Origin of the sequence: Duganella fentianensis (assembly GCF_964031615.1) — a bacterium.
GTDB lineage: Bacteria > Pseudomonadota > Gammaproteobacteria > Burkholderiales > Burkholderiaceae_D > Rugamonas > Rugamonas fentianensis_A.
This window is the reverse complement of record NZ_CAXIQN010000022.1, coordinates 100,816-125,564: the sequence shown is the minus strand read 5'-3', so window position 1 is coordinate 125,564 and position 24,749 is coordinate 100,816. Positions and strand designations below refer to the sequence as shown.

The 24,749-nt window shown below is 62.2% G+C and carries 19 protein-coding genes and 1 riboswitch; of the genes, 5 read left to right on the top strand and 14 right to left on the bottom strand.

The genetic code is table 11. The annotated features are described in order from the left end of the window. Positions 1-210: 210 nt before the first annotated feature. Together ABNT42_RS17665 and polA are read right to left on the bottom strand one after the other, a co-directional pair. On the bottom strand, positions 211-1,098 hold the full coding sequence (locus tag ABNT42_RS17665; RefSeq protein WP_348699150.1) for a dienelactone hydrolase family protein: 888 nt from the start codon (positions 1,096-1,098) through the stop codon (positions 211-213). 22 nt (positions 1,099-1,120) lie between these two features. After that, positions 1,121-3,964: a DNA polymerase I gene (gene polA / locus ABNT42_RS17660; RefSeq protein ID WP_348699148.1), complete on the bottom strand. Its 2,844-nt coding sequence runs from the start codon at positions 3,962-3,964 to the stop codon at positions 1,121-1,123. Positions 3,965-4,218: 254 nt separating this feature from the next. Between polA and ABNT42_RS17655 the strand changes: the two genes are divergently transcribed. From ABNT42_RS17655 to ABNT42_RS17640, 4 genes are all read left to right on the top strand, one after another. Continuing rightward, positions 4,219-4,626 (top strand): hypothetical protein, encoded by a 408-nt coding sequence (locus ABNT42_RS17655; protein WP_348699146.1) that lies wholly within the window; start codon positions 4,219-4,221, stop codon positions 4,624-4,626. A 92-nt stretch (positions 4,627-4,718) separates the two neighbouring features. Continuing rightward, on the top strand, positions 4,719-5,678 hold the full coding sequence (locus ABNT42_RS17650) for a homoserine kinase (protein WP_348699144.1): 960 nt from the start codon (positions 4,719-4,721) through the stop codon (positions 5,676-5,678). Further along, complete coding sequence (locus tag ABNT42_RS17645; RefSeq protein WP_348699142.1) at positions 5,675-6,448, top strand: BPSS1780 family membrane protein; 774 nt, start codon at positions 5,675-5,677, stop codon at positions 6,446-6,448. Before ABNT42_RS17650 ends, ABNT42_RS17645 begins: the two co-directional genes overlap by 4 nt. Positions 6,449-6,474: 26 nt before the next feature. Next, entirely contained in the window at positions 6,475-7,596 is a 1,122-nt protein-coding gene (locus tag ABNT42_RS17640) for an acyltransferase (protein WP_348699140.1), read from the top strand. A 41-nt stretch (positions 7,597-7,637) separates the two neighbouring features. Here the strand turns inward: ABNT42_RS17640 and ABNT42_RS17635 are convergent, their stop codons facing one another. The 12 genes from ABNT42_RS17635 to ABNT42_RS17580 form a co-directional block, all read right to left on the bottom strand. Beyond that, positions 7,638-9,932: a UvrD-helicase domain-containing protein gene (locus tag ABNT42_RS17635; protein ID WP_348699138.1), complete on the bottom strand. Its 2,295-nt coding sequence runs from the start codon at positions 9,930-9,932 to the stop codon at positions 7,638-7,640. A gap of 26 nt (positions 9,933-9,958) precedes the next feature. Continuing rightward, a complete protein-coding gene (locus ABNT42_RS17630; protein ID WP_348699137.1) occupies positions 9,959-12,181 on the bottom strand; it encodes a M56 family metallopeptidase in 2,223 nt (740 codons plus the stop codon). Between the two features lie 148 nt (positions 12,182-12,329). Next, a complete protein-coding gene (locus tag ABNT42_RS17625) occupies positions 12,330-13,436 on the bottom strand; it encodes an S-(hydroxymethyl)glutathione dehydrogenase/class III alcohol dehydrogenase (protein ID WP_348699136.1) in 1,107 nt (368 codons plus the stop codon). 62 nt (positions 13,437-13,498) lie between these two features. Next, positions 13,499-14,074: a response regulator gene (locus ABNT42_RS17620; protein WP_348699135.1), complete on the bottom strand. Its 576-nt coding sequence runs from the start codon at positions 14,072-14,074 to the stop codon at positions 13,499-13,501. 275 nt (positions 14,075-14,349) lie between these two features. Further along, positions 14,350-14,979, bottom strand: coding sequence for a response regulator (locus ABNT42_RS17615; protein ID WP_155434267.1), 630 nt, complete (start codon positions 14,977-14,979; stop codon positions 14,350-14,352). 118 nt (positions 14,980-15,097) lie between these two features. Further along, positions 15,098-15,808, bottom strand: coding sequence for a thiamine phosphate synthase (gene thiE, locus ABNT42_RS17610; RefSeq protein ID WP_348699132.1), 711 nt, complete (start codon positions 15,806-15,808; stop codon positions 15,098-15,100). A gap of 78 nt (positions 15,809-15,886) precedes the next feature. Further along, positions 15,887-16,690, bottom strand: a complete 804-nt coding sequence (locus tag ABNT42_RS17605; RefSeq protein ID WP_348699131.1) for a hydroxymethylpyrimidine/phosphomethylpyrimidine kinase — start codon at positions 16,688-16,690, stop codon at positions 15,887-15,889. Then, entirely contained in the window at positions 16,687-17,511 is an 825-nt protein-coding gene (locus tag ABNT42_RS17600) for a thiazole synthase (RefSeq protein ID WP_348699129.1), read from the bottom strand. Before ABNT42_RS17600 ends, ABNT42_RS17605 begins: the two co-directional genes overlap by 4 nt. A 57-nt stretch (positions 17,512-17,568) precedes the next feature. Then, complete coding sequence (gene thiS / locus ABNT42_RS17595) at positions 17,569-17,808, bottom strand: sulfur carrier protein ThiS (protein WP_348699127.1); 240 nt, start codon at positions 17,806-17,808, stop codon at positions 17,569-17,571. A 7-nt stretch (positions 17,809-17,815) separates the two neighbouring features. Next, positions 17,816-19,732, bottom strand: a complete 1,917-nt coding sequence (gene thiC, locus ABNT42_RS17590; RefSeq protein ID WP_348699126.1) for a phosphomethylpyrimidine synthase ThiC — start codon at positions 19,730-19,732, stop codon at positions 17,816-17,818. 130 nt (positions 19,733-19,862) lie between these two features. Then, a riboswitch (TPP riboswitch) is annotated at positions 19,863-19,966 on the bottom strand. Between the two features lie 57 nt (positions 19,967-20,023). After that, on the bottom strand, positions 20,024-20,764 hold the full coding sequence (locus tag ABNT42_RS17585; RefSeq protein WP_348699124.1) for a hypothetical protein: 741 nt from the start codon (positions 20,762-20,764) through the stop codon (positions 20,024-20,026). A 206-nt stretch (positions 20,765-20,970) separates the two neighbouring features. Continuing rightward, positions 20,971-21,798, bottom strand: coding sequence for a crotonase/enoyl-CoA hydratase family protein (locus ABNT42_RS17580; RefSeq protein ID WP_348699122.1), 828 nt, complete (start codon positions 21,796-21,798; stop codon positions 20,971-20,973). 139 nt (positions 21,799-21,937) lie between these two features. Here ABNT42_RS17580 and ABNT42_RS17575 point away from each other — a divergent pair, with 139 nt between their 5' ends. Beyond that, a complete protein-coding gene (locus ABNT42_RS17575; protein ID WP_348699120.1) occupies positions 21,938-24,730 on the top strand; it encodes a valine--tRNA ligase in 2,793 nt (930 codons plus the stop codon). Positions 24,731-24,749: the final 19 nt, after the last annotated feature.

Sequence of the window (24,749 nt, the reverse complement as noted above, 5' to 3'; positions counted from 1 at the left end):
GCGGCAGCAGAAATGCTGACGACGCCGGCCACGGTGGTGGCTAACAGGATGGAAATCAGTACGGGATCGATCTTATCGCCTCTTCTTACGGGGGAACCGCTGCCAAATGCGACTGCGGGGGCGTTATTTTAACGCCCAGCCCGGTTTTCTGCCTAAAACTACGCCGGAGCGGCTACCAGCGGCCGCCCCGCCGCGCTAGCACGGGGATGCTCAAGGCGCCACGCCATATTGTTTGAACCAGTTCTGCAAACGCTGCCAGCCATCGCGCGCGTCGGCCGCCACATAGCTGGGGCGGTAGTCGGCGTGGAAGGCGTGGCCCGAATCGGGATAGATGACGAATTGCGAGCCACTGCTGCCTTTGGCCAGTTCCTTCTGCATGATGGCGATGCTGTCTTGCGGTATGCCCGCATCTTTCAGGCCGTACAGGCCCAGCACAGGGGTTTTCAGAGATCCAGCGATATCGCTAGCTTGCCTGGGAGTCATGGCGCTACTGGTTCCCACCAGACGGCCATACCACGCGACACCTGCTTTGACTTTGGGATTATGCGCCGAGTACAGCCAAGTAATGCGGCCACCCCAGCAGAAGCCGGTGATGCCCAGCTTGTCCGTATTGGCGCCCTGCGCAGCAGCCCACGCCACGGTGGCATCCAGATCGGCCATCACTTGCTCGTCCGGCGTACGGGCGATGATGTCGCGCTGCAGTTCGGCGATCGAAGCCGCTTTCTGCGGATCACCCTGACGCACAAACAGATCGGGCGCCAGCGCCATGTAACCGAGTTTGGCGAAGCGGCGCGCCACATCGGCGATATGCTCGTGCACGCCGAAGATTTCCGACACTACCAGCACCACGGGCGGGTTGGCCTTGCCTTCGGGCTGGGCGCGATATACGGGCACGCGCTGACCTGCTACCTCGATTTCAACGGTGCCAGCGATCAGGCCCTTGGTATCGGTGCTGATCACATTCTGCGCCACCACCGGCATGGCTGCCGCAGCGAAGCCCGTACCCAGTGCCACCTTGATGAAATCGCGTCGTGCTATTCCGTCCGACAAGCTGGTTTTCGCCAGCAGACTTTGTGCGTCTTTTTGCAGATCATCCATGCATTGCTCTCCCTGTGCTTGACTAGTGTGCTTCTTCCCAGTTGTTGCCGACGCCGACTTCGGCGATCAGCGGCACCTTCAGTGCGGCCACGCCAGCCATCAGTTTCGGCAGCATGTCCTTGACCAGCGCCAGTTCAGCGTCCGGCACTTCCAGCACCAGTTCGTCGTGGACCTGCATGATCATGCGGGTCTGCAGCTGCTGCGCTTCCAGCCAGTCCTGCACGGCCACCATGGCCAGCTTGATCAGGTCGGCCGCCGTGCCCTGCATCGGTGCATTGATCGCCGCCCGTTCTGCCGCCTGACGGCGCGGGCCGTTAGGCGAATTAATCTCGGGCAGCCACAGACGGCGGCCGAACACGGTCTCCACATAGCCGCGTGCCTTGGCCTGCTGGCGGGTGTCATCCATATACTGTTTGACGCCAGCAAAGCGGGCGAAATAGCGCTCGATATAGTTCTGCGCAGCGCCCCGTTCGATGCCCAGATTACCGGCCAGCCCGAAGGCGCTCATGCCGTAGATCAGACCGAAGTTGATCACCTTGGCGTAGCGGCGCTGTTCGCTGTCCACGTCTTCTGCTGCCACGCCGAAGATTTCGCTGGCAGTGGCACGGTGAATGTCGACGCCGTCGGCAAAGGCGCGCAGCATGGCCGCATCTTCGGAGATGTGCGCCATGATGCGCAGTTCGATCTGCGAGTAGTCGGCCGAGACGATGTGGCTGCCGGCCGGTGCCACAAAGGCTTCGCGGATGCGCCGGCCTTCCTTGGTACGCACGGGAATGTTCTGCAGATTCGGATCGTTAGAAGCGAGCCGCCCCGTCACCGCCACGGCCTGCGCGTAGTTGGTGTGGACGCGGCCCGTAGCCGGATTGATCCCCTTGGGCAGCTTGTCGGTGTAAGTCGATTTCAGCTTGGACAGGCTGCGGTATTCCAGCAGGACTTTCGGCAGCGGATAATCTTCTGCCAGCTTCTGCAGCACTTCTTCATCCGTCGACGGTGCGCCGCTCGGGGTCTTTTTCACCACCGGCAGTTTCAGCTTCTCGAAGAAGATTTCGCCGATCTGCTTGGGCGAACCCAGATTGAACGGCTGCTCGGCCAGTTCGTGCGCCTTGGCTTCCAGTTCGGCGATCCGCGCGCCCAGTTCGGCCGATTGCTGCTGCAGCAGCGCGGCATCGATCTGCACGCCGTTGCGCTCGATTTTTTGCAGCACGACGGCGGTCGGCAGCTCGATCTGGCGGTAGATGAAGTTGAGTTTGTCGTGCGGTTCCACTTCACCGATCATGGCCTGATGCAGGCGCAGGGTGATGTCAGCATCTTCCGCCGCATACGCCGTAGCACGCTCGATCTCGACCTGATCGAAGGTGATCTGGCTGGCACCCTTGCCGCACACGTCGACGAAGGGGATGGTGGTGTAGTTCAGGTGGCGCAGTGCCAGACTGTCCATGTCGTGACTGCGGTGCGATTCGAATACATACGATTCCAGCAGCGTGTCATGGGCGATGCCGCGCAGAGTGATGCCCTGATTGGCAAAGATGTGCGCGTCGTATTTGAGATTCTGGCCTACCTTGGCTTTGCCGGCGTCTTCCAGCCATGGCCGCAGCGCTGCCAGCGTGGCAGCGCGATCGAGCTGCTGCGGCACGCCCGGATAGGCGTGCGCCAGCGGGATGTAGCAGGCTTTGCCCGCTTCCACCGACAGCGAAATGCCTACCAGCTGGGCCGTCATCGGTTCCAGCGAGGTGGTTTCCGTGTCCACTGCCGTCAGCGCGGCGGCGTCGATCAGGGCGATCCAGCGCGCCAGCTGTTCCTGCGTCAGCACGGTCTCGTATTCGGCCTTGATTTCCGGCGCCGTGCCGAACATGTCGAGGTTGGCCGAGACTGCACCGCCGGCGGCGATAGGCGCAGCAGCCGCGGCTTGGCCGCCTGCGCCTGCGCCCATGCCAGCGCCTGCACCAGCGCGGCCAGAGGCTGATGCTGCCGCGCCAGCGGCGGCGCCACCAGCGGCACCGGCCGCGCCGCTGCCCAGTTCGCGCAGCAGGGTCTTGAAGCCGTATTTGCTGAAGAAGGCCAGCAGGCCGTCCTTGTCTTCCGGTTGCGCTACCAGCGAGGCGCTGATGCTGTCCATGTGGGCCGACAGGTCGCAGTCCAGCTTCACGGTAATCAGCTCGCGGCCTTTCGGCAGCCATGGCAGCGCATTGCGCAGGTGCTCGCCCACGGCGCCGCCCACTTCGGCAGCATGGGCCATCACGCCGTCCAGACTGTCGTAAGCGGTCAGCCATTTGAGCGCCGTCTTGGGGCCGCACTTAGTCACGCCCGGCACGTTGTCGACGGTGTCACCGATCAGGGTCAGGTAGTCGATAATGCGATTCGGCGGCACGCCGAACTTGGCCAGCACGCCCGCTTCATCCATTTTTTCATTGGTCATGGTGTTGATCAGCATGACCTGCGGATTGACCAGCTGGGCCAGATCCTTGTCACCGGTCGAGATCACTACGTTCATGCCGGCCTGCGCGGCCTGCACCGACAGCGTGCCGATCACGTCGTCCGCTTCCACCCCTTCCACCATCAGGATGGGCCAGCCCATGGCTTTTACCACTTCGTGGATAGGCTCGATCTGCAGGCGCAAGTCGTCCGGCATGGAGGCGCGGGTGGCCTTGTATTCGGGATACATATCGTCGCGGAAGGTCTTGCCCTTGGCATCGAACACGCAGGCGATATACGCGGCCGGATAGTCGGCGCGCAGGCGGCGCAGCATATTGACCATGCCGTGCATGGCGCCCGTCGGGTAGCCGTCGGCGCTGCGCAGGTCGGGCAGGCCGTGATAGGCACGATAGAGGTAGCTGGAACCGTCAACTAACAGCAGGGTATTTTGCATAGCTTGAAATCTGGGATGAGGCAGCTAGGCGCCGCCATAAACGTGCATTATCGCAGGTTTTAAGGGGTCGACTGACCCATTAGACAACTTTTCAAAAAAACAAGTAGAGGCTGTCTTCAGGGGAAAAAGCGCCTGCAGGCAGCGCTTTTAAGCCAGTCTTGCGTGTCAGTTTGTTACAATGGATCATACAGAAAATTTTGACGGATTTTTATCCCCCGGTTTTAAACACCCGTACCCGATTAAGGCGATCCACCATGCTGCGCACTTCCACCCTCTGGCCTGCCCTGCTTCTGACCCTGAGCGCCCACACGGCGTTCGCCCAGTCCACTCCTAGTCAGGCGCCACCAAAACTGGAAAAGCTCGAGGAAGTCACGGAAGACCCGATCACCGTCACCTCCAAGCAGGGGCCGGAAACCAAGATCACGGAACGCCGTGATAACTCGGGCAAAGTGGTGGAAGCCACCGTCAAGAGCGGCCCTAGCACTTACACAGTGCGGCCCAATCACCCTGCCGGCACGGCTTTGCCCGGCGACGCAATGGGCGGCGCCAACCGCGGCCCGCAGTGGACGGTGATGGAATTTGATATCGGCAAGAAAAAGAAAAAAACGGCAGAGGAAGAAGGCGCAGCCGAAACCACTACGCCACCACCTGCCGCGAAATAGTTTGCCAGACTAGCCACGCGCACGTCCGCAACTGCGGGCGCCTGCGGCTGCCGCCTTCCGGCGGCACCGCTCACCGAACCTGATTTATACCCATGGCAGTGTTTACCTCGGTCACGCTGGGCGATCTAACCCAGTGGATCAAACAATTCCCTCTCGGACAGGCGGTTGCCCTGAAAGGCATCTCGTCCGGCATCGAAAACAGTAATTTCTTCCTCACCACCGAAGCAGGCGAGTATGTACTCACTATCTTCGAGAACCTCTCCTTCGAGCAACTGCCGTTCTACCTCAAGCTGATGCACCATCTGGCCGAGCGGGGCGTGCTGGTGCCGGCCCCCGTAGCCACCCATGACGGCGAACTGATCGTGGCGCTGCACGGCAAACCGGCCGCCATCGTCTCCAAGCTGGAAGGCAGTTCGCAGATGGCGCCGCAAGCGGTGCACTGCGCCGCCGTGGGCACCATGCTGGCGCGCATGCATCTGGCCGCGCAGGACTATCCGCTCGAGCAGCCCAATCTGCGCGGGCTGGACTGGTGGAACCTGACCACGCCCAAAGTGCTGCCCTATCTGTCGGCCGAGAATGCCCATCTGCTGCGTGCGGAAATGCACTTTCAGGAAGCTTTTGCCGGCTGCGACACCTACCGCCAGTTACAGCGCGGCCCCGTCCACGCCGACCTGTTCCGCAACAATGTGATGTTCGATGGCGAGCGCCTGACCGGCTTCTTCGACTTCTATTTTGCCGGCTGCGATACCTGGCTGTTCGATGTGGCCGTGACGATTAACGACTGGTGCATCGACCTCGCCACCGGTGTGCTCGATACGGCGCGGGTGCGCGCCATGCTCGATGCCTACCACGCGGTGCGGCCGTTCACGGATGCCGAACAGACTGCATGGCAACCCATGTTGCGTGCCGCTGCGCTGCGCTTCTGGCTGTCGCGTCTGTACGACTTCTACCAGCCGCGCGAGGCGGAAATGCTGACGCCGCACGATCCCACCCACTTCGAGCGCATACTGCGCGAGCGCATCGCCACGCCGGCACCGGAGTTACGCGGATGAAGCGACTACCCATGCGTGCCGGCTTCGGCTGGGTAAAACAGGGCTGGCAGCTATTCCGCAAGCAGCCGGGCGGCCTGATGGCGCTGTTCTTCTGCTGCATGTTCCTATCCATGTTCACGCTGTTCGTGCCCCTGCTCGGCTCGATTGCACCGACCCTGCTGGCGCCCATGTTCACGGTGGCGCTGCTGCAGGCCTGCACCGATGTCGATCAGGGCCAGCGCGCCCAGCCCCGCGTGCTGTTCAACGGCTTCCGCCCGCCGGCCCGTCACCCCTTGCTGGGCATGGGGCTGGTGTACCTGCTGATCATGCTGGTGGCGCTGGGCGTGCTGACGCTGCTCGACGACGGCAATCTGATCCACATGGCGAACCGCGAGGTGGCCATGGATGAGGAAGCGCTAGAGCAGTCGCGCGGCCCCCTGTTTGTCGCTTCGCTGATCTATATGCTGGGCTGGCTGCTGACCTGTCTGACGGCGCCATTGATCGTCTGGCAGAAAATGGCGCTGGGCAAAGCGCTGTTCTTCAGCGTGGTCACCGTCACGCGCGAATTCCGCGCCTTCTTCGGCGCCGCGCTGCTGCTGTTCATGCTGTTTCAGGTAGGCACGGCGCTGCCGGTGCTGCTACTGGGCTCGCCGCAGCTCAAGCTGACGGTGATTTTCGCCGTGTTTCTGGTGCTGGTGGTGCTGTTGCACTGCACGCTGTATGCCTGCTATCGCCACTTCTTCGGCACTCCGGCCGCCACTACGCCGGCCGTGCCGCTGCAGCGCCCCTGAGCGCGCAGCACTTCAGGACTTCGCCCATGCAGACACCGCGCACGCTGGCCAGCGCCATCGCTTCCAGCGATAACAGTTTCAATCTGGTGCGCCTGATTGCGGCGCTGCTGGTGGTGCTATTCCACGCGGGCGAACACAATACCGTGGCGCCGGGGCCGGACCCGCTCAGCGCTCTGATGCTGCCGGTGGCCGATATCGGCGCGCTGGCGGTGGATGTGTTTTTTGTTCTCAGTGGTCTGTTCATTACGCAAAGCTGGCTGCGCGATCCTAACCTGCTGCGCTTCACCGTGCGGCGGGTGGCGCGGCTGGTGCCGGGACTGCTGGTCTGTCTGGCGCTGACCACGATCGTTGCCGTGATCTGCTTCTCGCCCAAAGGCGTGGCCGGACTGGCCGATGGCGCGCCGTGGCGCTACATCCTCAACGGCGCCATGCTGCACTGGCTGGTCTACATCATTCCGCCGGCCGAACTGGCACTGCCCGATGTGCTGGGCGGTGCAGCCCTGAATGGCTCGCTGTGGACGGTGTACTGGGAAGGCCGCATGTATGTGATGGTGGCGCTGATCGGTGCAGCCGCCATCCTGCCGATGCGGCGCTGGATGATGGTGATGTCGCTGCTGCTGGCACTGGCCGCGTTCCAGTTCCCTGGCGTACTGGCAGGCTATATCTGGGAGGCGCGCCTGTGGAGTCTGTTCCTGTGCGGCATGCTGCTGCAGACGCTGGCCGAGCAGGTACGCATCGGTGTGCGGCCTTTCCTCGTTGCCTGCGTGCTGCTGGCCTTGAATTCGACGCGCTGGCTCGATCTCGAACATCAGGCCCTGACCGTGTTCGGGGTGAATCTGGTGGCGGTCACGCTGGCGCTGTGGGTGGGCAGTTCGCGCCTGCTGGGTTCGCGCTGGCTACCATGGCGCCATCTGCAGCGCCACGATTATTCCTACGCCATCTACATCTATCACTGGCCCGTTATGCTGATGCTGAAAGCCGTGCTGCCGCCCGTCGGCATCTGGGCCATGCTGGCGGCCACGCTGGCCGTCGTGCTGCCGCTGTCTGTGTTCAGCTGGCACTGCGTGGAAGCGCCAGCACTGGCCTATGTCCGCGCCAAGCTGGCCGGCCGCCGCGCTGCCAGCACCAGCAGCGACAGCGTTGCCTGACACAGCCCGCCAGGCTGCGGCAGCCCCCGCCAGCAAGCCGGCTAGATCCGCTCCAGCTTGGCGATGCTCAGATCGAGCACTTTCATGCCCACATTGCCGAAGTTGATCTGCGCACGCGCGCTGGGGCCGCTGCCTTCGATATTCACGATCACCCCTTCGCCGAACTTGGCATGCTGGACCGACTCGCCGATGCGCCAGCCGCTGCCGGCAGCTTTGTGCGCGATCTTCTGCGCAATCGCGTTGTCCGAACCCAGCACGGGCGCCGCGTCCCAGGCCGACTTGGGCGAGGCAAACCAGTGCGACTGCACTTTGGCCGATAGCCACTTGAGCGATTCTTCCGGCAGTTCGTCGAAGAAGCGCGATTTCATGTTGTAGCGCGTCTGGCCGTGCAGCATGCGGGTCTGGGCGAAGCACATGTACAGGCGCTGACGGGCACGGGTGATCGCCACATACATCAGGCGGCGTTCTTCTTCCACTCCGTCATGCTCGCGCGAGCTGCTCTCGTGCGGGAACAGTCCCTCTTCCAGCCCCGTGATAAAGACGTTGTTGAACTCCAGCCCTTTGGCCGAGTGCACCGTCATCATCTGCACAGCATCCTGCCCCACCGTGGCCTGATTGTCGCCCGCTTCCAGCGAAGCATGCGACAGGAAGGCCGACAGCGGCGACATCACGGCTGGCAGCGGTGCGTCGGCGTCGAGAATTTCGATGCCATCCTGATTGACCACGGCAGCACCTGCCTGTGCCTGCGCGGCCGGTCCCAGATGGGCTGGCGCGCCCTGCCCGTAGCCCTCTTCGGACACAAACTGGGTGGCCGCGCTGACCATCTGCTCCAAGTTTTCGATGCGGTCGGCGCCTTCTTTTTCCGTCTGGTAGTGGGTCAGCAGGCCGCTCTGTTCGAGCACCACGCGCACCAGTTCCGGCAAAGCCATCTGCTGGGTTTCGAAGCGCGCGCCTTCGATCAGACGCACGAAGCCGGCCAGTGCGGAACCGGCCTTGCCGGCCACGTGGGGCACAGCGGCATACAGTGAAATACCATACTGGTCCGCCGCCGCCTGCAGCGCTTCGATGCTGCGCAGGCCGATACCGCGGGTGGGGAAGTTCACCACCCGCAGGAAGGCCGAATCGTTATGCGGGTTGTCCATCAGTTGCAGGTAGGCGATGGCGTGCTTGACCTCGGCGCGCTGGAAGTAGCGCAGGCCGCCGTACACGTGGTACGGAATGCCGGCCGAGAACAGCGCATGTTCGATCACGCGCGACTGCGCATTGGAACGGTACAGCACGGCGATTTCACGCCGCTCGGCGCCGTCAGAGATCAGGTTCTTGGTTTCTTCCACGATCCACTGGGCTTCGGCCAGATCGGAGCTGGCTTCGTACACGCGTACCGGTTCGCCCTGCCCTGCATCGGTGCGCAGATTCTTGCCCAGCCGTTTGCTGTTGTTGGAGATCAGCTGGTTGGCGGCATCGAGGATGTGGCCGTGCGAGCGGTAGTTCTGCTCCAGCTTGATCAGGTTCTTAACGTGGAACTCGCGCTCGAAGGCGCTCATATTGCCCACATTGGCGCCACGGAAGGCATAGATGCTCTGGTCGTCGTCGCCGACGGCAAACAGTGCGCTGCTGTGCTGGCCCGGCACGCCGGCCAGCAGCTTGAGCCACTTGTATTGCAGGTCATTGGTATCCTGGAACTCGTCGACCAGAATGTGACGGAAGCGCTGCTGGTAGTGCTCGCGCAGGGGCTGGTTGCGGCTCAGCAGCTCGTAGCTGCGCAGCAGCAGTTCGGCAAAATCCACCACGCCTTCGCGCTGGCACTGTTCGTCGTACAGCTGGTACAGCTCGACCTTTTTGCGCTCGTCGGCGTTGTAAGCCTCGATCTTGTCGGCCCGCAGACCCTGATCTTTCGCGCCGTTGATGAAGTACATGACTTCTTTCGGCGGAAACTTTTCGTCGTCCACGTTATGCGCCTTGATCAGGCGCTTGATGGCCGACAGCTGATCCTGGGTGTCGAGAATCTGGAAGGTCTGCGGCAGCGCGGCATCGCGGTGATGGGTGCGCAGCAGACGGTTACACAGCCCGTGGAAAGTGCCTATCCACATGCCGCGCGTATTGATCGGCAACATGGCCGACAACCGCGTGAGCATTTCCTTGGCCGCCTTGTTGGTAAAGGTCACGGCCAGTATGCCGGACGGCGATACCTGTCCGGTCTGGATCAGCCAGGCGATGCGGGTGGTCAGCACGCGGGTTTTACCGGAGCCGGCCCCCGCCAGAATCAGGGCACTTTGCGGTGGCAGCGTGACCGCTGCCAGCTGCTCTTCGTTGAGGTTGTGTAAAAGATTTTGCATGCCGTGATTATACCGGCACTGGCACCTCAGGCTGGATCGGGCGCGCCGATCTGCTGGGCTTTACCGTTCTTTTTCGCCTCGCGCAGCAGCGCGCGCAAAGTCCGCTCGGCAGCACGGCTGGCCTGCGCCTGTTCGCGCCCCAGTTCGCCCATCTGCTGACCCAGCGCAGCCATGGGTTGGCTGGCTTCGGCCATACGGGCGTGCAGGCGTTGCATGGATTGCTGCAGCGCCTGTTCCTGAGCCTGCACCTGCTGGCGCGCATGCTGCTGGGCCAGTTGCTGGATCTGCTGTTGCAGCGGCGCCATTTCACGCTGTAATTCGGCCTGCCGCTGATGGAACTGCTGCAACTGTTCTGCCGTCGGCGGGTCACCCAGCTTGCGGGCAGCCTGTTCGATACGGCGCGCGATGGCTTCCTGCTGGCGTGCCAGCGCCTCGATCTTGCGCTGCTGCTCGGCCGCAGGGGCAGCGAACTGGCGCTCCAGCTCGCGGCCCATGGCGTCCATCTGCTTGCCCAACTGGTCCATCACCTGCCCTTGCTGCTCCATCTTCTTGCCCTGTGCTTCCATGCGGGCCCCCAGACTTTCCACCGGCGCCCATGCGGCCTGTGCCTGCGCCAGCGTGGCAGCGTCCTGTATCACATAGGCTTGCTGACCATCGCGGAACCAGATGAAGTCGCCTTTCACGCGGGCACGGGCAGCGTCGATCGCGGCACGGTCGCGGCTACTCACGCGCCCCGTCATCGTGCGCTTCTCGTCATGGAACATCACATACGTGGCGCCCTTGCTGTCGTCCGCCTGCAGCAGCGGCGCGGGTGCAACGGGCACCGCCGGTAAAGCTGGTACAGCATGGGAGGCTGGAGCGGCTGGTAAAGCAGGCAATGCTGGAACGGCGAGCACTGCCGGTACGGCCTGCGCAGGCACGGCCGGTGGCGCAGGACGTGCGGCTAGTGCTGGCGGCGCGGGTGGTGCCGGCGGGGCTGGCGGCATGTCCTTGACGAGCGCCGCTGGCTTGGCTGGCAGCGCATCCTTGGCTGGTGCGGCATCCTTCGGCGTAGCAGCATCCTTCGGCGCAACGGCATCTGGCGCTGGCAAGACGTCTGGCGGGCTGATGGCAGCCTGCGCGGCAGGCGCGGCAGCGCCGCTGGTGGCCGGTTCGGCCGTGGCATGGGCATACAGCATGACGCCGGCTGCGAACAGACCCAGCAGGGGCAAGGCCAGTTTGCGGCTGGCCGGGACAGATTGGGGGCGCACTAGGCGCTGGATGCGAGACATGAGATTTCCTCCGTGAGCCGCGTGGGCTAGTTGGGTACTGTCGAACTGGAACTGGTCCAGTTGCGCCAGAGCTTGTGCCAGCTTTTGCGGCTGGCCGAGCATGTCCACGGCGAGATCGTCGGCGATTTGTTCTCGCTCTATACGTATCCTGCGTGACAAGGCCCAAACACTAGGGTGATAGAACAGCAGTATCTCGATCGCGCTTTGCAGCAGATTGACCAGATAATCGTGTCGGCGAATGTGCGCCAGTTCGTGCGCCAGCAGCGCTTCCAGCAGATCGGGCGGCATGCCGCTGATCAGGCTGGCTGGTACGAGGATGATGGGGCGCCAGCAGCCTGCCGTGATGGGGCTATCGATGCCTTCGGCCACGCCGAGGCGGACATCGCGCCGCATGTCGCAGCGGCTGGCCAGCATGGCCATGCGGCGCTGCCAGTAATGGTTGATGGTGTAGGCGCTGCGGCGGGTGCGGCTTGCCACCCACTGCAGGCCTAGCAGCAGACGCAGCGTCATCAGCACGCCACCGGCCAGCCACAGGCCGACGATCCACGGCAATTGCTGGCGCAGCAAGCGCTCGCTGTCGTCCTGCAGCGCGCCGCCCAGCTGCAGCAGTGCGCGCCAGCCGGCCGACTCGGCGTCATGCGTAGCAGCCTGGCTAGCCGCTGCGCCGTCATGTCGGCTGTCGCTGGCAGAAAGGGAGGTGAGCAGGCTACCCAGCATCCGGCCACTGGCACTGCTGTTCTGGCCGCTCTGGCTGCCATTCAGGACGCCCTGCTGCAAACTGGTGATCACACTGGCCAACGGCAGGATCAGGCACAGCAGCATGGCCGCGCAAGCGACGGCATAGCGGGTCTGTGGGCGGGCGCGGCGCAGCAACTGCATGGCCAGCGCCACGCTGCAGCCGATCAGCAGACCCTGCCAGACGAAGTTCAACAGCGCCCAGCCGAGCGCGGCAACGAGGGCTTCCAGCAGATTATGCATGGCAGCCTGCCTGCGGCGTGATGTGGTGTTGGCGGTGTAAAGACATGCTGCGCTCCCGATGTGTAGATGTAGAATAAATTATCTAGATTGCGATGTCTAGAACTTTTTATCTACATCGCACAGAGGAAGCGCAGTGCGGTGGTGAGGCTTAGTACAGGACGACGGAACGGATCGATTCGCCGCTCTTCATCAGGTCAAAACCTTCGTTGATGCGTTCGAGCGGCAGACGGTGGGTGATCAGGTCGTCGATGTTGAGCTTGCCTTCCATATACCAGTCGACAATCTTCGGCACATCGGTACGGCCACGCGCGCCGCCGAAGGCGGAACCCTTCCACACCCGCCCCGTCACCAGCTGGAACGGACGGGTGGAAATTTCCTGACCGGCCGCCGCCACGCCGATGATGATGGACTGGCCCCAGCCCTTGTGGCAGCACTCGAGCGACTGGCGCATGGTGGTGGTGTTGCCGATGCATTCGAAGCTGTAGTCGGCGCCGCCGTCGGTCAGCTGGATGATGGCGTCGACCACGTTTTCCACTTCGGTCGGATTGATGAAGTGAGTCATGCCGAACTTGCGCGCCATCTCCTGACGGGCCGGATTGATATCCACCCCGATGATCTTGTCGGCGCCCACCATGCGCGCCGCCTGAATCACGTTCAGGCCGATACCACCCAGACCGAACACCACCACGTTGGCGCCCGCTTCCACTTTAGCGGTGAACAGTACGGCGCCCACGCCCGTGGTCACGCCGCAGCCGATGTAGCAGACTTTGTCGAACGGGGCATCGCTGCGGATTTTGGCCAGCGCGATTTCCGGCACCACGATGTAGTTGGAGAAGGTCGAAGTGCCCATGTAGTGGTAGATCGGCTTGCCATCGAGCGAGAAACGGCTGGTGGCATCGGGCATCAGGCCGCGCCCCTGGGTAGAGCGGATCGACTGGCACAGATTGGTCTTCTGCGACAGGCAGAATTTACACTGGCGGCATTCAGGCGTGTACAGCGGGATGACGTGGTCGTCCTTTTTCAGCGACTTCACGCCGGGCCCCACATCCACCACCACACCGGCGCCTTCATGGCCCAGAATCGCGGGGAAGATGCCTTCCGGATCGGCGCCGGACAGGGTGTAGTAATCGGTATGGCAGATGCCGGTGGCTTTGATTTCGACTAGAACTTCGCCCTCGCGCGGGCCACCCAGTTCAACTTCTTCTATCGTTAGCGGCTTGCCCGCCTGCCATGCTACGGCTGCTTTGGTTTTCATCGAATATCCTCTGGCTGGTGATTGCGGTAAGTGCGGCGACTAGGCACCGCACAGGTACGACATCATACCAGCGCCGAGTTTTCCTTGCCGGCTGCAGCCACGCTGCGCAGCACGGCACCACTGCCCAGCAATTCGCTGATGGCATGCCACAACTGGCGCGGGGTGCTCCATGGTTTGGCCAGATAGGACAGGCCGCGCGCACCGGCGATAGTGTGTGGCGCAAGCGCCGAATACAGCAGCAGCGGCGCTTCGCCGTGATACTGGCGCACCAGTGCCAGCAGATCCGGCTGCGACGGCGCAGGCGCAGGGGTGACCAACGCAGCTTCAGCTTCAGCTACGGCTTCCGTCGGGGCGCTGGCAGCAGCGATGGCGGCATCGGTGTCCAGAGCGGGCACGGCAGGATCGAGCACCACCAGTGCATAGCTATCCTGCTGCAGCAGGCTTACGGCGGCGGCGCGACTGTCTGCCACACATACCTGATTTTCCGGCACCAGCAAGGCCGTCAGCACCAGTACGGCATCGGCATCGGCATCGATCAGCAGCACGCGCGGCACTTCGGCGGCGATGCCGAGCTCCGGCTGTTCCAGTAAGGACCATTCAATTTCAGCCGCCTGCTGGTCGGACATGGTTCGACTCATTTCTGTGTCTCCGCAAGGAATACGGGTGGCTCTGCATAGCACAAGGCAAACGCGGCCATGCATAAGTCGGCGGAGTTGGGCCGGACGCTGGACGTGTCACCGCGGGGCGGAGGCGGTGACGGCGCGTTCGGGGAGACTAGCGGGATATGGCTAAACTAGCCCGTCGCACAATGTTGCTAGCAGGTATTTCGTTCTGCTAACCAACAGTCTACAACAGACGACGGGGCAAATTAGTTGTAAATTAAGTAAATGCCAAAAAAAAATCCTGCCGACGTTTACTTTTTCAGACGCTGATTGAAGGCCGCATGTAGCGCATTCAGGGTTTCTTCCGCGCTCAGCAACTGATCGGCCACTTCGTTGACTTTGCGGCGATTGGACCGGGCATGGTCGCGCAGCACTTCAAAGGCGGTATTGCGGTCAGTCTGGAACTTACACATCAGCAAGCCTACGGCCAGACTGGTTTCGCGGCCCGAAGCGAGGGCGGCGTTCAGATTCAGTTCGGTACGGCGCAGCTGGCGGATTTCGTCGGCACGGGCCAGACCGGCCGCGAAAGCCGGCATCAAATGCTTTTCATCGACCGGTTTGACAAGGAAGCCCACCGCGCCATAGGCGGCCGCCTGCTTGCCAGCATCGGCATCGCCGCGGCCGGACAGGAACATGAAGGGCACGGAAGAACTGGCATGCAGCTGTTTGGCCAGTTCCAGTCCGTTCATGCCGGGCATGTGGATGTCGAGCAGCGCCAGATCGGGTTCGCGCTGGCTGATCAACTGTAGCGCCTGCTCGGCCGATAGGGCTTTCAGGACGTCGTAGCCGGCGTGGCCGAGCACTTCACCGAGAAAATCAAGCAGTAACTGGTCATCATCGACGATCAGTATCAGACGTTTGGCGCTGGAAGAACCATTCATGTGCAACAACCTTGGCTAAAACTAACGACCTATTATAAGGCCGAAAACTTCACCTACTGTAAGGCTTTCGTGCGACTTTCCGTTGCACAGCGAGTTTTTTGCGCGCTTTCATGCACCTTTAAACAACAGGCGCAGGCCTGAACAGTTGCAGGAATTCGCCCACGGCCTGCTGCACGGCGGCCGCGCCAGCGGCCAGCTGGGTCGCATCGGGCGCAGCATCATCGGCCACCGGACCGGCCGCCAAATCTGCCGCCAGATACACGCTACTGATGGCCGCCACCATGTGCGCGCCGCGCGCCACCAGCGGTGCCGCCAGTGCCGGCGTCATGCCGCCTATCACCACTTGCGGCAGATGGATCTGCTGCCGCGCTTGATCCAGTATGGCTGGCGCGGTGGTCACGGCATACTGTTTGACACGCGACGGATAGAAGCCGCCAAACGCCACATAGCTGGCACCGGCCGCTTGCGCCGCCAGTGCCAGCGTCAGTTCGCCATAGCAGGAAGCACCGATGATGGCGTCTGGCCCTAGCTGGGCGCGCACCGCTGCCAGCGCGGCATCGCTGGCGCCCAGATGCACGCCGTCTGCGCCCACCTGCACGGCTAGTTCGACGAAATCGTTGACGATGAACGGTACGCCGTACTGGCGGCTCAGCTGACGCAAGGCGCTGGCCTGCTCCAGCCGCAATGCGGGGCTAGCGTGCTTGTGGCGGTACTGCAGCATAGCAATGCCGGGCTGGCAGCCCTGCGCCGCCTGCAAGGCTTGTTCAGTGACGGTGAGCAGACGTTGCGTGTGATCCCAGTTGGGGGTGACCAGATACAGTCCTTGCATGGTGTGCACTCGACTTTCAGTGTAAAAGTTTCGATCAAAAAATCGCCAGCATCAGCGCTGGCGTTTATAGCTTGCGTATTAGAAGTAAGTGGTACGCGCGGGGATGCGCTGACCCGTGCCGATGGCGTAGGCCGAGTCCAGCGCCGTGTGGCAATACGCCTGCGCAGCATCGAGCGCCAGTGCCAGCGGCACTTGCATGGCCAGCTGGCCAGCGATGGCCGCCGCCAGCGTGCAGCCGCTGCCATGGAAACCGCCTTCCAGTCGCAGCCAGCGCCACTCGCGCCGCAGGGTCGCACTGGCATCGCCGCCATACCACCGATTCAGCACCGCCTCGCCTGTGCTATGGCCGCCCGTCAGCAGTACATGCTGGCAGCCCTGCTGATGCAGCCGCTGCACCTGCTGCGGCGCCGTAGCAAGACCGGTCAGCGCCTGCGCTTCCGGTTCGTTCGGCGTTAGCACAGTGGCCAGTGGCAGCAGCGGTGCCAGCGCCTGCACGGCATCGTCGCGCGACAGCAGATCGCCATGGCCGCTGGCCAGCACAGGGTCCAGCACCACGGGCAGCTGCGGCTGATCGCGCCGCAGTTGCACGATCAACTCGGCAATCGCTTGCGCATTCGCGGCGCTGCCGGTAATGCCGATCTTGATGGCGCTGATCGCAAACTTGTCGATCAGCGCCAGCGCCTGCTGGCGCAGCAGTCCTGCCGCGACGGGGTGCACGCCCCACACGCGGTCGTTGTCCTGCACCGTCAGCGCTGTGGCCACCGTCAGCGCATGGGCGCCCTGCCCTGCGATGGCTTGCAGATCGGCGCTCAGGCCGGCGCCGCCGGACGGATCAAGTCCGGCAAACACCAGCACGCACGGGCGCTCCTGCCGGGCTGTCATGCCAGCCGGCCAGCCATCGGCGAGGATGGCGAGGCGGCGAACTTGCGCGCGATGCGGCCTGCCAGATACGCTTCGCGGCCTGCCTGCACGCCCAGCTTCATGGCACGCGCCATGCGCACGGGATCCTGCGCACCGGCGATGGCGGTGTTCATCAGCACGCCGTCGCAGCCCAGCTCCATGGCGATGGCCGCATCGGAGGCGGTGCCGACGCCGGCATCCACCAGCACCGGCACTTTCGCCTGTTCGATGATCAGCGACAGGTTCCACGGATTGAGGATGCCCATGCCGGAGCCGATCAGCGATGCCAGCGGCATCACGGCGACGCAGCCGATCTCTTCCAGCATGCGCGCCTGGATCGGGTCGTCGCTGCAATACACCATCACGTCGAAGCCATCTTTCACCAGCGCTTCCGCCGCGATCAGGGTTTCCGGCATATTCGGGAATAGCGTTTTTTCGTCGCCCAGCACTTCCAGCTTGACCAGCTTGTGGCCGTTCAGCAGTTCGCGTGCCATCTGCAGTGTGTAGATAGCGTCCTTGGCGTTGTAGCAGCCCGCCGTATTCGGCAGGATGGTGTACTGCGACGGCGGCAGCACGTCCAGCAGGCTGGGGGCTTTGGGGTCCTGGCCGATGTTGACGCGGCGGATAGCCACGGTGATGATTTCCGCTTCGGCCGCGTCGGTCGCTGCGCGGGTCTGCGGTAGGTCGCGGTATTTGCCGCTGCCGACCAGCAGGCGCGACCGGTAAGTCTTGCCGGCGATAGTCAGCAGGTCCTGTGCGGCCGATGCGGCGGCCGCGCCTTCGTTACGGTTAATGCTGTTCATGAGGTTTTCCTTGATCCGTTATATGGGTTGGGCGAGCGCATAGGCGGCGCGGCGTGCTTAGCCGCCGCCGATGGCGCGCACGATGTCGACCTTGTCCTGCGCTTGCAACTGGCGCTGCGGCCATTGCTGGCGCGGCACCACGCTGCGATTGACGGCCAGCGCCAGCGCCTGCCCTGTCAGCGCCAGCGCGTCGATCAGCTGTGCCAGCGTGTGCTGCGGCGGGACGCGATATGGCGCGCCATTGAGCTCAATTTCCATTTCGCTGTCGATGGCAGTTTCGTGTTCGATCTCGCTCATGCCGGCCTCACAGTTTGTGATACAGCTGGGCGCCATCGCGGATGAACTCGACGGCCTTCACTTGCATGCCCTGCTGCAGCGCGGCGCCATCCGTCACGCCATTGGCGGCAGCGAAGTCGCGCACTTCCTGCGTGATCTTCATCGAGCAGAAATGCGGCCCGCACATGGAGCAGAAGTGCGCCACTTTGGCCGAATCCTTGGGCAGGGTCTCGTCATGGAATTCGCGCGCCTTATCCGGATCGAGGCCCAGATTGAACTGGTCATCCCAGCGGAATTCGAAGCGCGCTTTGGACAGCGCGTTATCGCGGATCTGCGCACCGGGGTGGCCCTTGGCCAGATCGGCTGCGTGGGCGGCGATCTTGTAGGTGATGATGCCATCCTTGACGTCGTTCTTGTCGGGCAGGCCCAGATGCTCTTTCGGCGTGACGTAGCACAGCATGGCTGTGCCGTACCAGCCGATCTGCGCAGCGCCGATGCCGGACGTGATGTGGTCATAGCCGGGGGCGATATCGGTAGTCAAAGGTCCCAGCGTGTAGAACGGCGCTTCGTGACACTGTTCCAGCTGCAGGTCCATATTCTCTTTGATCAGCTGCATCGGCACGTGACCGGGCCCTTCGATCATCACCTGTACATCGTGCTTCCAGGCGATCTGGGTCAGTTCGCCCAGCGTCTTCAGTTCACCCAGCTGGGCTTCGTCGTTGGCGTCGTAGATCGAACCGGGACGCAGGCCATCACCGAGCGAGAAGGCGACGTCGTAGGCCTTCATGATTTCGCAGATCTCTTCGAAGTGCTCGTACAGGAAGGATTCCTTGTGGTGCGCCAGACACCATTTGGCCATGATGGAGCCGCCGCGCGAGACGATGCCCGTCAGCCGCTTGGCCGTCATCGGCACATAGCGCAGCAGCACGCCGGCGTGAATGGTGAAGTAGTCCACACCCTGCTCGGCCTGTTCGATCAGCGTATCGCGGAAAATTTCCCACGTCAGGTCTTCGGCCTTGCCGTTGACCTTTTCCAGGGCCTGATAGATAGGCACAGTGCCGATCGGTACCGGGCTGTTACGGATGATCCATTCGCGCGTTTCGTGGATGTGCTTACCGGTGGACAGGTCCATCACGTTGTCGCCGCCCCAGCGTATCGCCCACGTCATTTTCTCCACTTCTTCGCCGATCGAGGACGTCACCGCCGAGTTGCCGATGTTGGCGTTGATCTTGACGAGGAAGTTGCGGCCGATGATCATCGGCTCCACTTCGGGGTGGTTGATATTGGCCGGGATGATGGCGCGGCCACGGGCGATTTCCTCGCGCACGAATTCGGGCGTGATCTCGGCCGGGATGCTGGCACCGAAAGACTGGCCGCGATGCTGGCGTCCCATCAAGTCGGCCAGTCGCTGGCCATTCGGACCGGAGTTCTTCAACTGTTCCAGATACTCTTTGCGGCGCAGGTTTTCGCGGATTGCGACAAATTCCATTTCCGGTGTGATGATGCCCTGCCGCGCATAGTGCATCTGGGTGACGTTCTTGCCGGCGCGCGCGCGGCGCGGCTGGCGGTGCAGGTTAAAGCGCAGTTCGGCCAGTGCAGGATCGGCCAGTCGCGCCTTGCCATATTCGGAAGTGGGGCCGTCCAGTTCTTCCGTATCGTCGCGCTCCAGTATCCACGGCAGGCGCGGTGTGGCCGCCAGACCGGAACGGATATCGATCACCGCATCGGGATCGGTATAGGGACCGGAAGTATCATAGACATAGACGGGTGGGTTGGCTTCGAAGCCGAAGGAAGCAGGCGTATCGGCCTGCATAATTTCGCGCATGGGCACACGGATGTCGGGACGGCTGCCCTGCACATACACTTTGCGCGAATTGGGTAAAGGCTGGATGGCTGCACTATCCACCGTGGCGGTGGCAGACAGGAATTTGGCGTTGGCGTTCATTTGGCTCCTTGGTTGGCTACAGGAGCCAGCAAAGGAGGTAGGACGGCGATCACGAACACTCCAGTTGACGCGATGCCCGGAATACTCCGGTGCGTTATGGTGGTGTTTCGGCGGTGTTTCCGCGGTGTGACGGCGCTATCCTTAGCTTCCCTTCGCTGGCATTATCCAGATCAGGTTCGGAGGGTATTTCTCACCCGCGCATCAAAGTGATGCACAGGACCCCTAGCGTTTGCTACCTTGCGGCAGCGCGCCGATTATACGCCGCGTCTTAGCACGCCGACAATAGCTGAATCAGCTGAATGCCACATCCTCAAGACGGAAGCGGAACTTGCGCCGTTCCGGCAGATCCCAGCCCTCGCCCTTGCTGCAATCACGCTCCGGCGTAGCAAGCGGCTGCGGTAATAGCGTCGCCAATGCCGACTTGACCGGCTCGTTCGACTGCACGGCGGCGACAACGGCGAGCAGAATTTCCGCCAGCAGGTTGGACGATGCAGGGGGCGATGGTGCATCGAACGAGGCTGCAGTAGCGGCCGATGCACTCGCCATGCCCAGCGATGCCGTGCAGGACGGCGCAGCCGGAACAGGCAGCGCGCCAGTGCACCTTTCTAGCTCCTGTGCGACCTGCGCGCGCAAGCGGCTAGCCAGCATGTAGAACTTGTCCTGCGGGCGGCGCAAGTAGATGTCATTCCACGCATTGCGCGTGCCGCGGCGCGACCAGTTGGCAAAGCGGCTCGGTGAGACCACCCTGCCTTCACAGATAATCTTTTGTCCGCAAACGCGCGCATAGCGATCTTCGCCATAGCTATTGGTGCAGAGTAAAGTGCCGTCCGGCAGAAACACCGACTTCCACTGATAACCGCGCACGCTGGCGGGGTCGCCACCGATCTGCAACTTCACTTGCTCGGCCAGCCACATTTCTACCGCTGCTTGCAGCGCATGTTGCAGGTCCGGCGCGCCGCCGCGCCGCGCTAATTGCTCCTTTAACCGCTGCAACAAGAGGCTATCGAGGGGTACCATCTCCGTCGCGTCCATGTTCTATTTCCTTATATTTTTCCTTCTATTTCCTTCTGCTTTCCTAAATTTAGACACGCGCATACCCGCAGAGTTCAGAAATAGGAAAAATAGAAGAAAATAGAAGTGCGACTGAGAAAAAATAGAACGTTCTAGAATATGAGCACACCGAGAGGGTGCACCCAGCGCCTACCCGCGCAAGGCGCTCCCGCCACGGTGGTGAACTATCAATCCTTGAAAGTCGGCGTCGTCTTGCTCATGCCGGCCATCATGGCGGCCTGCAGATCGGCCGACATCAGCATGGCGGCATTCCACGTGGCGACGTAGTTGAGGCCGTCAGCCACACTATGGTCGCGCGCATAAGTAATCATCTCCTTCACCCCGCGCACGGCCAGCGGTGCCTTGGTCGCGATCTCCGCAGCAATAGCGCGCACGCCCTCACGCAAGGCTTCCGGCGTCTCGAACACGCGGTTCACCAGCCGGATTTCCTTGGCCTCGGCCGCATCCACCTTGCGCGCAGTATAAGCCAGTTCGCGCGCCATGCCATCGCCTATCAGCTTAGGCAAACGTTGCAGCGTACCCACATCGGCCGTCATGCCGATATCGATTTCCTTGATGCTGAACCACGCATCGGCTGAGCAATAGCGCATATCGGCACAGCAGATCAGATCGATGCCGCCGCCCACACAGGCGCCATGCACGGCGGCCAGTACCGGCTTGCGGCAGCGCTCCAGACTGGTCAGGCAGTCTTGCAGATCGAGAATGATACGGCGCAGCGATTCGCGCATGCGGCCATCGCAATCGTTCTGGATCTGGCTGCCCAGCCCCATCATCATCTGCAGATCGATACCGGCAGTAAAGCCGCGCCCCTCGCCTTCCAGCACAATGGCACGGGCGGCGGGCAGGCCGTCGAGAAACTGGAAGGCGCTACGCAATTCATTCCACATGGCAAGATTCATCGCATTCAGCTTATCGGGGCGGTTCAGGCGCACGATGGCGACTGCCCCCTCCAGCGTGACGGATAAAGTTTCAAAAGCAGGGATTTGATCAGACATGCAAGACTCCAGAGTGCGGTTATGTGCCTATCTTGTCGGTAAAAAACCGGCTTCGTCAATCAAAAAGCCCGCCACGCCTGACGTTTGGCCCGTCGAGTCATCTATAATGGCTGTTTTCGCCAATTTAATTTGTCAAATCATGGAATTAGCCAAGTCTTTCGAGCCTGCCGACATTGAACAGTTCTGGCGCAGCGAGTGGGAACAACGCGGTTACTACCGCGCCTCGCTGGACGCCGGTAAACCTTCTTTCAGCATCCAGCTGCCGCCGCCGAATGTGACCGGCACCCTGCACATGGGCCATGCTTTCAACCAGACCATCATGGACGGTCTGACCCGCTACCACCGTATGCTGGGCCACAACACGGCCTGGATCCCGGGCACCGACCACGCCGGTATCGCCACCCAGATCGTGGTGGAGCGCCAGCTGGACGCGCAGAAAGTGTCGCGCCATGATCTGGGCCGCGACGCCTTCATCAAGAAAGTCTGGGAGTGGAAAGAAAAATCCGGCTCCACCATCACGGGCCAGATGCGCCGTCTGGGCGCCTCGCCGGACTGGGAACGCGAGTACTTCACCATGGACGAAACCCGCTCCAAAGTGGTGACGGAAGTGTTCGTGCGCCTGCACGAGCAGGGCCTGATCTACCGCGGCAAGCGTCTGGTCAACTGGGACCCCGTGCTGGGTACCGCCGTATCCGATCTGGAAGTGGTATCGGAAGAAGAAGATGGCTCGATGTGGTACATAAAGTACCCGCTGGCCGATGGCAGCGGCACCCTGACGGTAGCGACCACCCGTCCGGAAACCATGCTGGGCGACGTCGCCGTGGCCGTTGATCCGACCGACGAACGCTATCAGCCGCTGGTCGGCAAGATGCTCAAGCTGCCGTTGTGCGACCGTGAAATCCCTATCATCGCCGACAGCTATGTCGACAAAGAATTCGGCACCGGCTGCGTGAAAATCACGCCTGCGCACGACTTCAACGACTACGCCGTCGGCCAGCGCCACAATCTGGGTATGCCGTCTATCCTGACGCTGGAAGCCAAGATTACCGACGACGCACCGGCAGCTTACCGCGGTCTGGACCGCTTCGAAGCGCGTAAGAAAATCGTCGCCGATCTGGAAGCCCAGGGCCTGCTGGAACAGGTCAAACCGCACAAGCTGATGGTACCGCGTGGCGACCGTACCGGCGTGGTGATCGAACCGATGCTGACCGACCAGTGGTTTGTCGCCATGAGCAAACCGGCACCGGAAGGCACCTTCAATCCGGGCAAATCGATCGCCGAAGTGGCGCTGGAAAAAGTCGCGACGGGCGAAATCAAATTCGTGCCGGAGAACTGGAGCACCACCTACAACCAGTGGCTCAACAACATTCAGGACTGGTGCATCTCGCGTCAGCTGTGGTGGGGCCACCAGATTCCTGCATGGTATGACGATGCGGGTAACGTCTTCGTCGCCAAGACGGAAGCGGAAGCACAGGCACAGGCCGCCGCCAAAGGCAGCACGGGCCCGCTGCGCCGCGACAACGACGTGCTCGACACCTGGTTCTCGTCCGCACTGGTACCGTTCTCCACCCTGGGCTGGCCGAACGAAACGCCGGACCTGAAAGCCTTCCTGCCTTCGTCCGTGCTGGTAACGGGCTTCGACATCATCTTCTTCTGGGTCGCGCGCATGGTCATGATGACGGCGCACTTCACGGGCAAAGTACCGTTCAACACGGTGTACGTGCACGGCCTGGTACGCGATTCGCAAGGCCAGAAGATGTCCAAATCCAAGGGCAACACGCTGGACCCGATCGACCTGATCGACGGTATCGGCGTGGAAGCGCTGGTAGAAAAACGGACCACCGGCCTGATGAACCCGAAAGCGGCCGAGAAAATCGCCAAGGCCACGCGCAAGGAATTCCCCGAAGGTATCGCTGCCTACGGCACGGATGCCGTGCGCTTCACCATGGCGTCCTACGCTTCGCTGGGCCGCAACATCAACTTCGATCTGGGCCGCGCCGAAGGCTACCGCAACTTCTGCAACAAGATGTGGAACGCCACCCGCTTCGTGCTGATGAACACGGAAGGCAAGGATTGCAGCGCCAACGAGGCCGACCTGTCGATGGCTGACAAGTGGATCATCTCGCTGCTGCAGAAAGCCGAACTCGATGTGGCCAAAGGCTTCGAAGACTACCGCTTCGACAACATCGCCTCGACCATCTACAAATTCGTCTGGGACGAATACTGCGACTGGTATCTGGAAGTAGCCAAGGTGCAGGTACAGAGCGGCACGGAAGGCCAGCAACGCGCCACCCGCCACACCCTGCTGCGCGTACTGGAAGTGGTGTTGCGTCTGGCCCACCCTATCATCCCGTTCGTCACCGAAGCGCTGTGGCAAGCCGTTGCACCGCTGGCTGGCAAAACGGGCGACACCATCATGCTGCAGCCTTACCCGATCGCCAACCCGGCCAAGATCGACGAAACGGCCGAAGCGTGGATGCAGCAGCTCAAAGCGCTGACCGACGCCACCCGTAACCTGCGTGGCGAAATGCAGCTGGCCCCATCGCTGCGCGTACCGCTGATCGTGGAACCGGGCAATGCCGACGACAAGGCAGCGATGAGCGTGTTCGCACCGTACATCCAGTCGCTGGGCAAGCTGGCCGAAGTGCAGATTGTCGACGTGCTGCCGGAATCGCCGGCCGCTGTCTCCATCGTCGGCACCACCAAACTGATGCTGAAAGTGGAAATCGACGTGAAAGCCGAGCGTGAGCGCCTGAGCAAAGAGATCGCCCGTCTCGAAGGCGAGATCAACAAGGCCAACGGCAAGCTGTCGAACGAAAGCTTCGTCGCCCGCGCACCGGCCGAAGTGGTCGCGCAAGAGAAAGAACGCGTGGCCAACTTCAGCGCCACGCTGGCCAAGATCCGCGAGCAGTTCGCCAAACTGCCAGCCTAACCCTAGGGGTCAGGTCGGG

Excerpts from the sequence above, each read along its gene's own strand:
- ABNT42_RS17575 (WP_348699120.1), top strand. The coding sequence starts at position 21,938 with ATGGAATTAGCCAAGTCTTTCGAGCCTGCCGACATTGAACAGTTCTGG.
- ABNT42_RS17625 (WP_348699136.1), bottom strand. The coding sequence starts at position 13,436 with ATGAAAACCAAAGCAGCCGTAGCATGGCAGGCGGGCAAGCCGCTAACG.
- thiC (WP_348699126.1), bottom strand. The coding sequence starts at position 19,732 with ATGAACGCCAACGCCAAATTCCTGTCTGCCACCGCCACGGTGGATAGT.
- polA (WP_348699148.1), bottom strand. The coding sequence starts at position 3,964 with ATGCAAAATACCCTGCTGTTAGTTGACGGTTCCAGCTACCTCTATCGT.
- ABNT42_RS17635 (WP_348699138.1), bottom strand. The coding sequence starts at position 9,932 with ATGCAAAATCTTTTACACAACCTCAACGAAGAGCAGCTGGCAGCGGTC.
- ABNT42_RS17605 (WP_348699131.1), bottom strand. The coding sequence starts at position 16,690 with ATGACAGCCCGGCAGGAGCGCCCGTGCGTGCTGGTGTTTGCCGGACTT.
- ABNT42_RS17630 (WP_348699137.1), bottom strand. The coding sequence starts at position 12,181 with ATGCATAATCTGCTGGAAGCCCTCGTTGCCGCGCTCGGCTGGGCGCTG.
- ABNT42_RS17665 (WP_348699150.1), bottom strand. The coding sequence starts at position 1,098 with ATGGATGATCTGCAAAAAGACGCACAAAGTCTGCTGGCGAAAACCAGC.
- ABNT42_RS17650 (WP_348699144.1), top strand. The coding sequence starts at position 4,719 with ATGGCAGTGTTTACCTCGGTCACGCTGGGCGATCTAACCCAGTGGATC.
- ABNT42_RS17655 (WP_348699146.1), top strand. The coding sequence starts at position 4,219 with ATGCTGCGCACTTCCACCCTCTGGCCTGCCCTGCTTCTGACCCTGAGC.
- thiE (WP_348699132.1), bottom strand. The coding sequence starts at position 15,808 with ATGCAAGGACTGTATCTGGTCACCCCCAACTGGGATCACACGCAACGT.
- ABNT42_RS17600 (WP_348699129.1), bottom strand. The coding sequence starts at position 17,511 with ATGAACAGCATTAACCGTAACGAAGGCGCGGCCGCCGCATCGGCCGCA.
- ABNT42_RS17640 (WP_348699140.1), top strand. The coding sequence starts at position 6,475 with ATGCAGACACCGCGCACGCTGGCCAGCGCCATCGCTTCCAGCGATAAC.
- ABNT42_RS17620 (WP_348699135.1), bottom strand. The coding sequence starts at position 14,074 with ATGAGTCGAACCATGTCCGACCAGCAGGCGGCTGAAATTGAATGGTCC.
- ABNT42_RS17580 (WP_348699122.1), bottom strand. The coding sequence starts at position 21,798 with ATGTCTGATCAAATCCCTGCTTTTGAAACTTTATCCGTCACGCTGGAG.
- thiS (WP_348699127.1), bottom strand. The coding sequence starts at position 17,808 with ATGAGCGAGATCGAACACGAAACTGCCATCGACAGCGAAATGGAAATT.
- ABNT42_RS17585 (WP_348699124.1), bottom strand. The coding sequence starts at position 20,764 with ATGGACGCGACGGAGATGGTACCCCTCGATAGCCTCTTGTTGCAGCGG.
- ABNT42_RS17645 (WP_348699142.1), top strand. The coding sequence starts at position 5,675 with ATGAAGCGACTACCCATGCGTGCCGGCTTCGGCTGGGTAAAACAGGGC.
- ABNT42_RS17615 (WP_155434267.1), bottom strand. The coding sequence starts at position 14,979 with ATGAATGGTTCTTCCAGCGCCAAACGTCTGATACTGATCGTCGATGAT.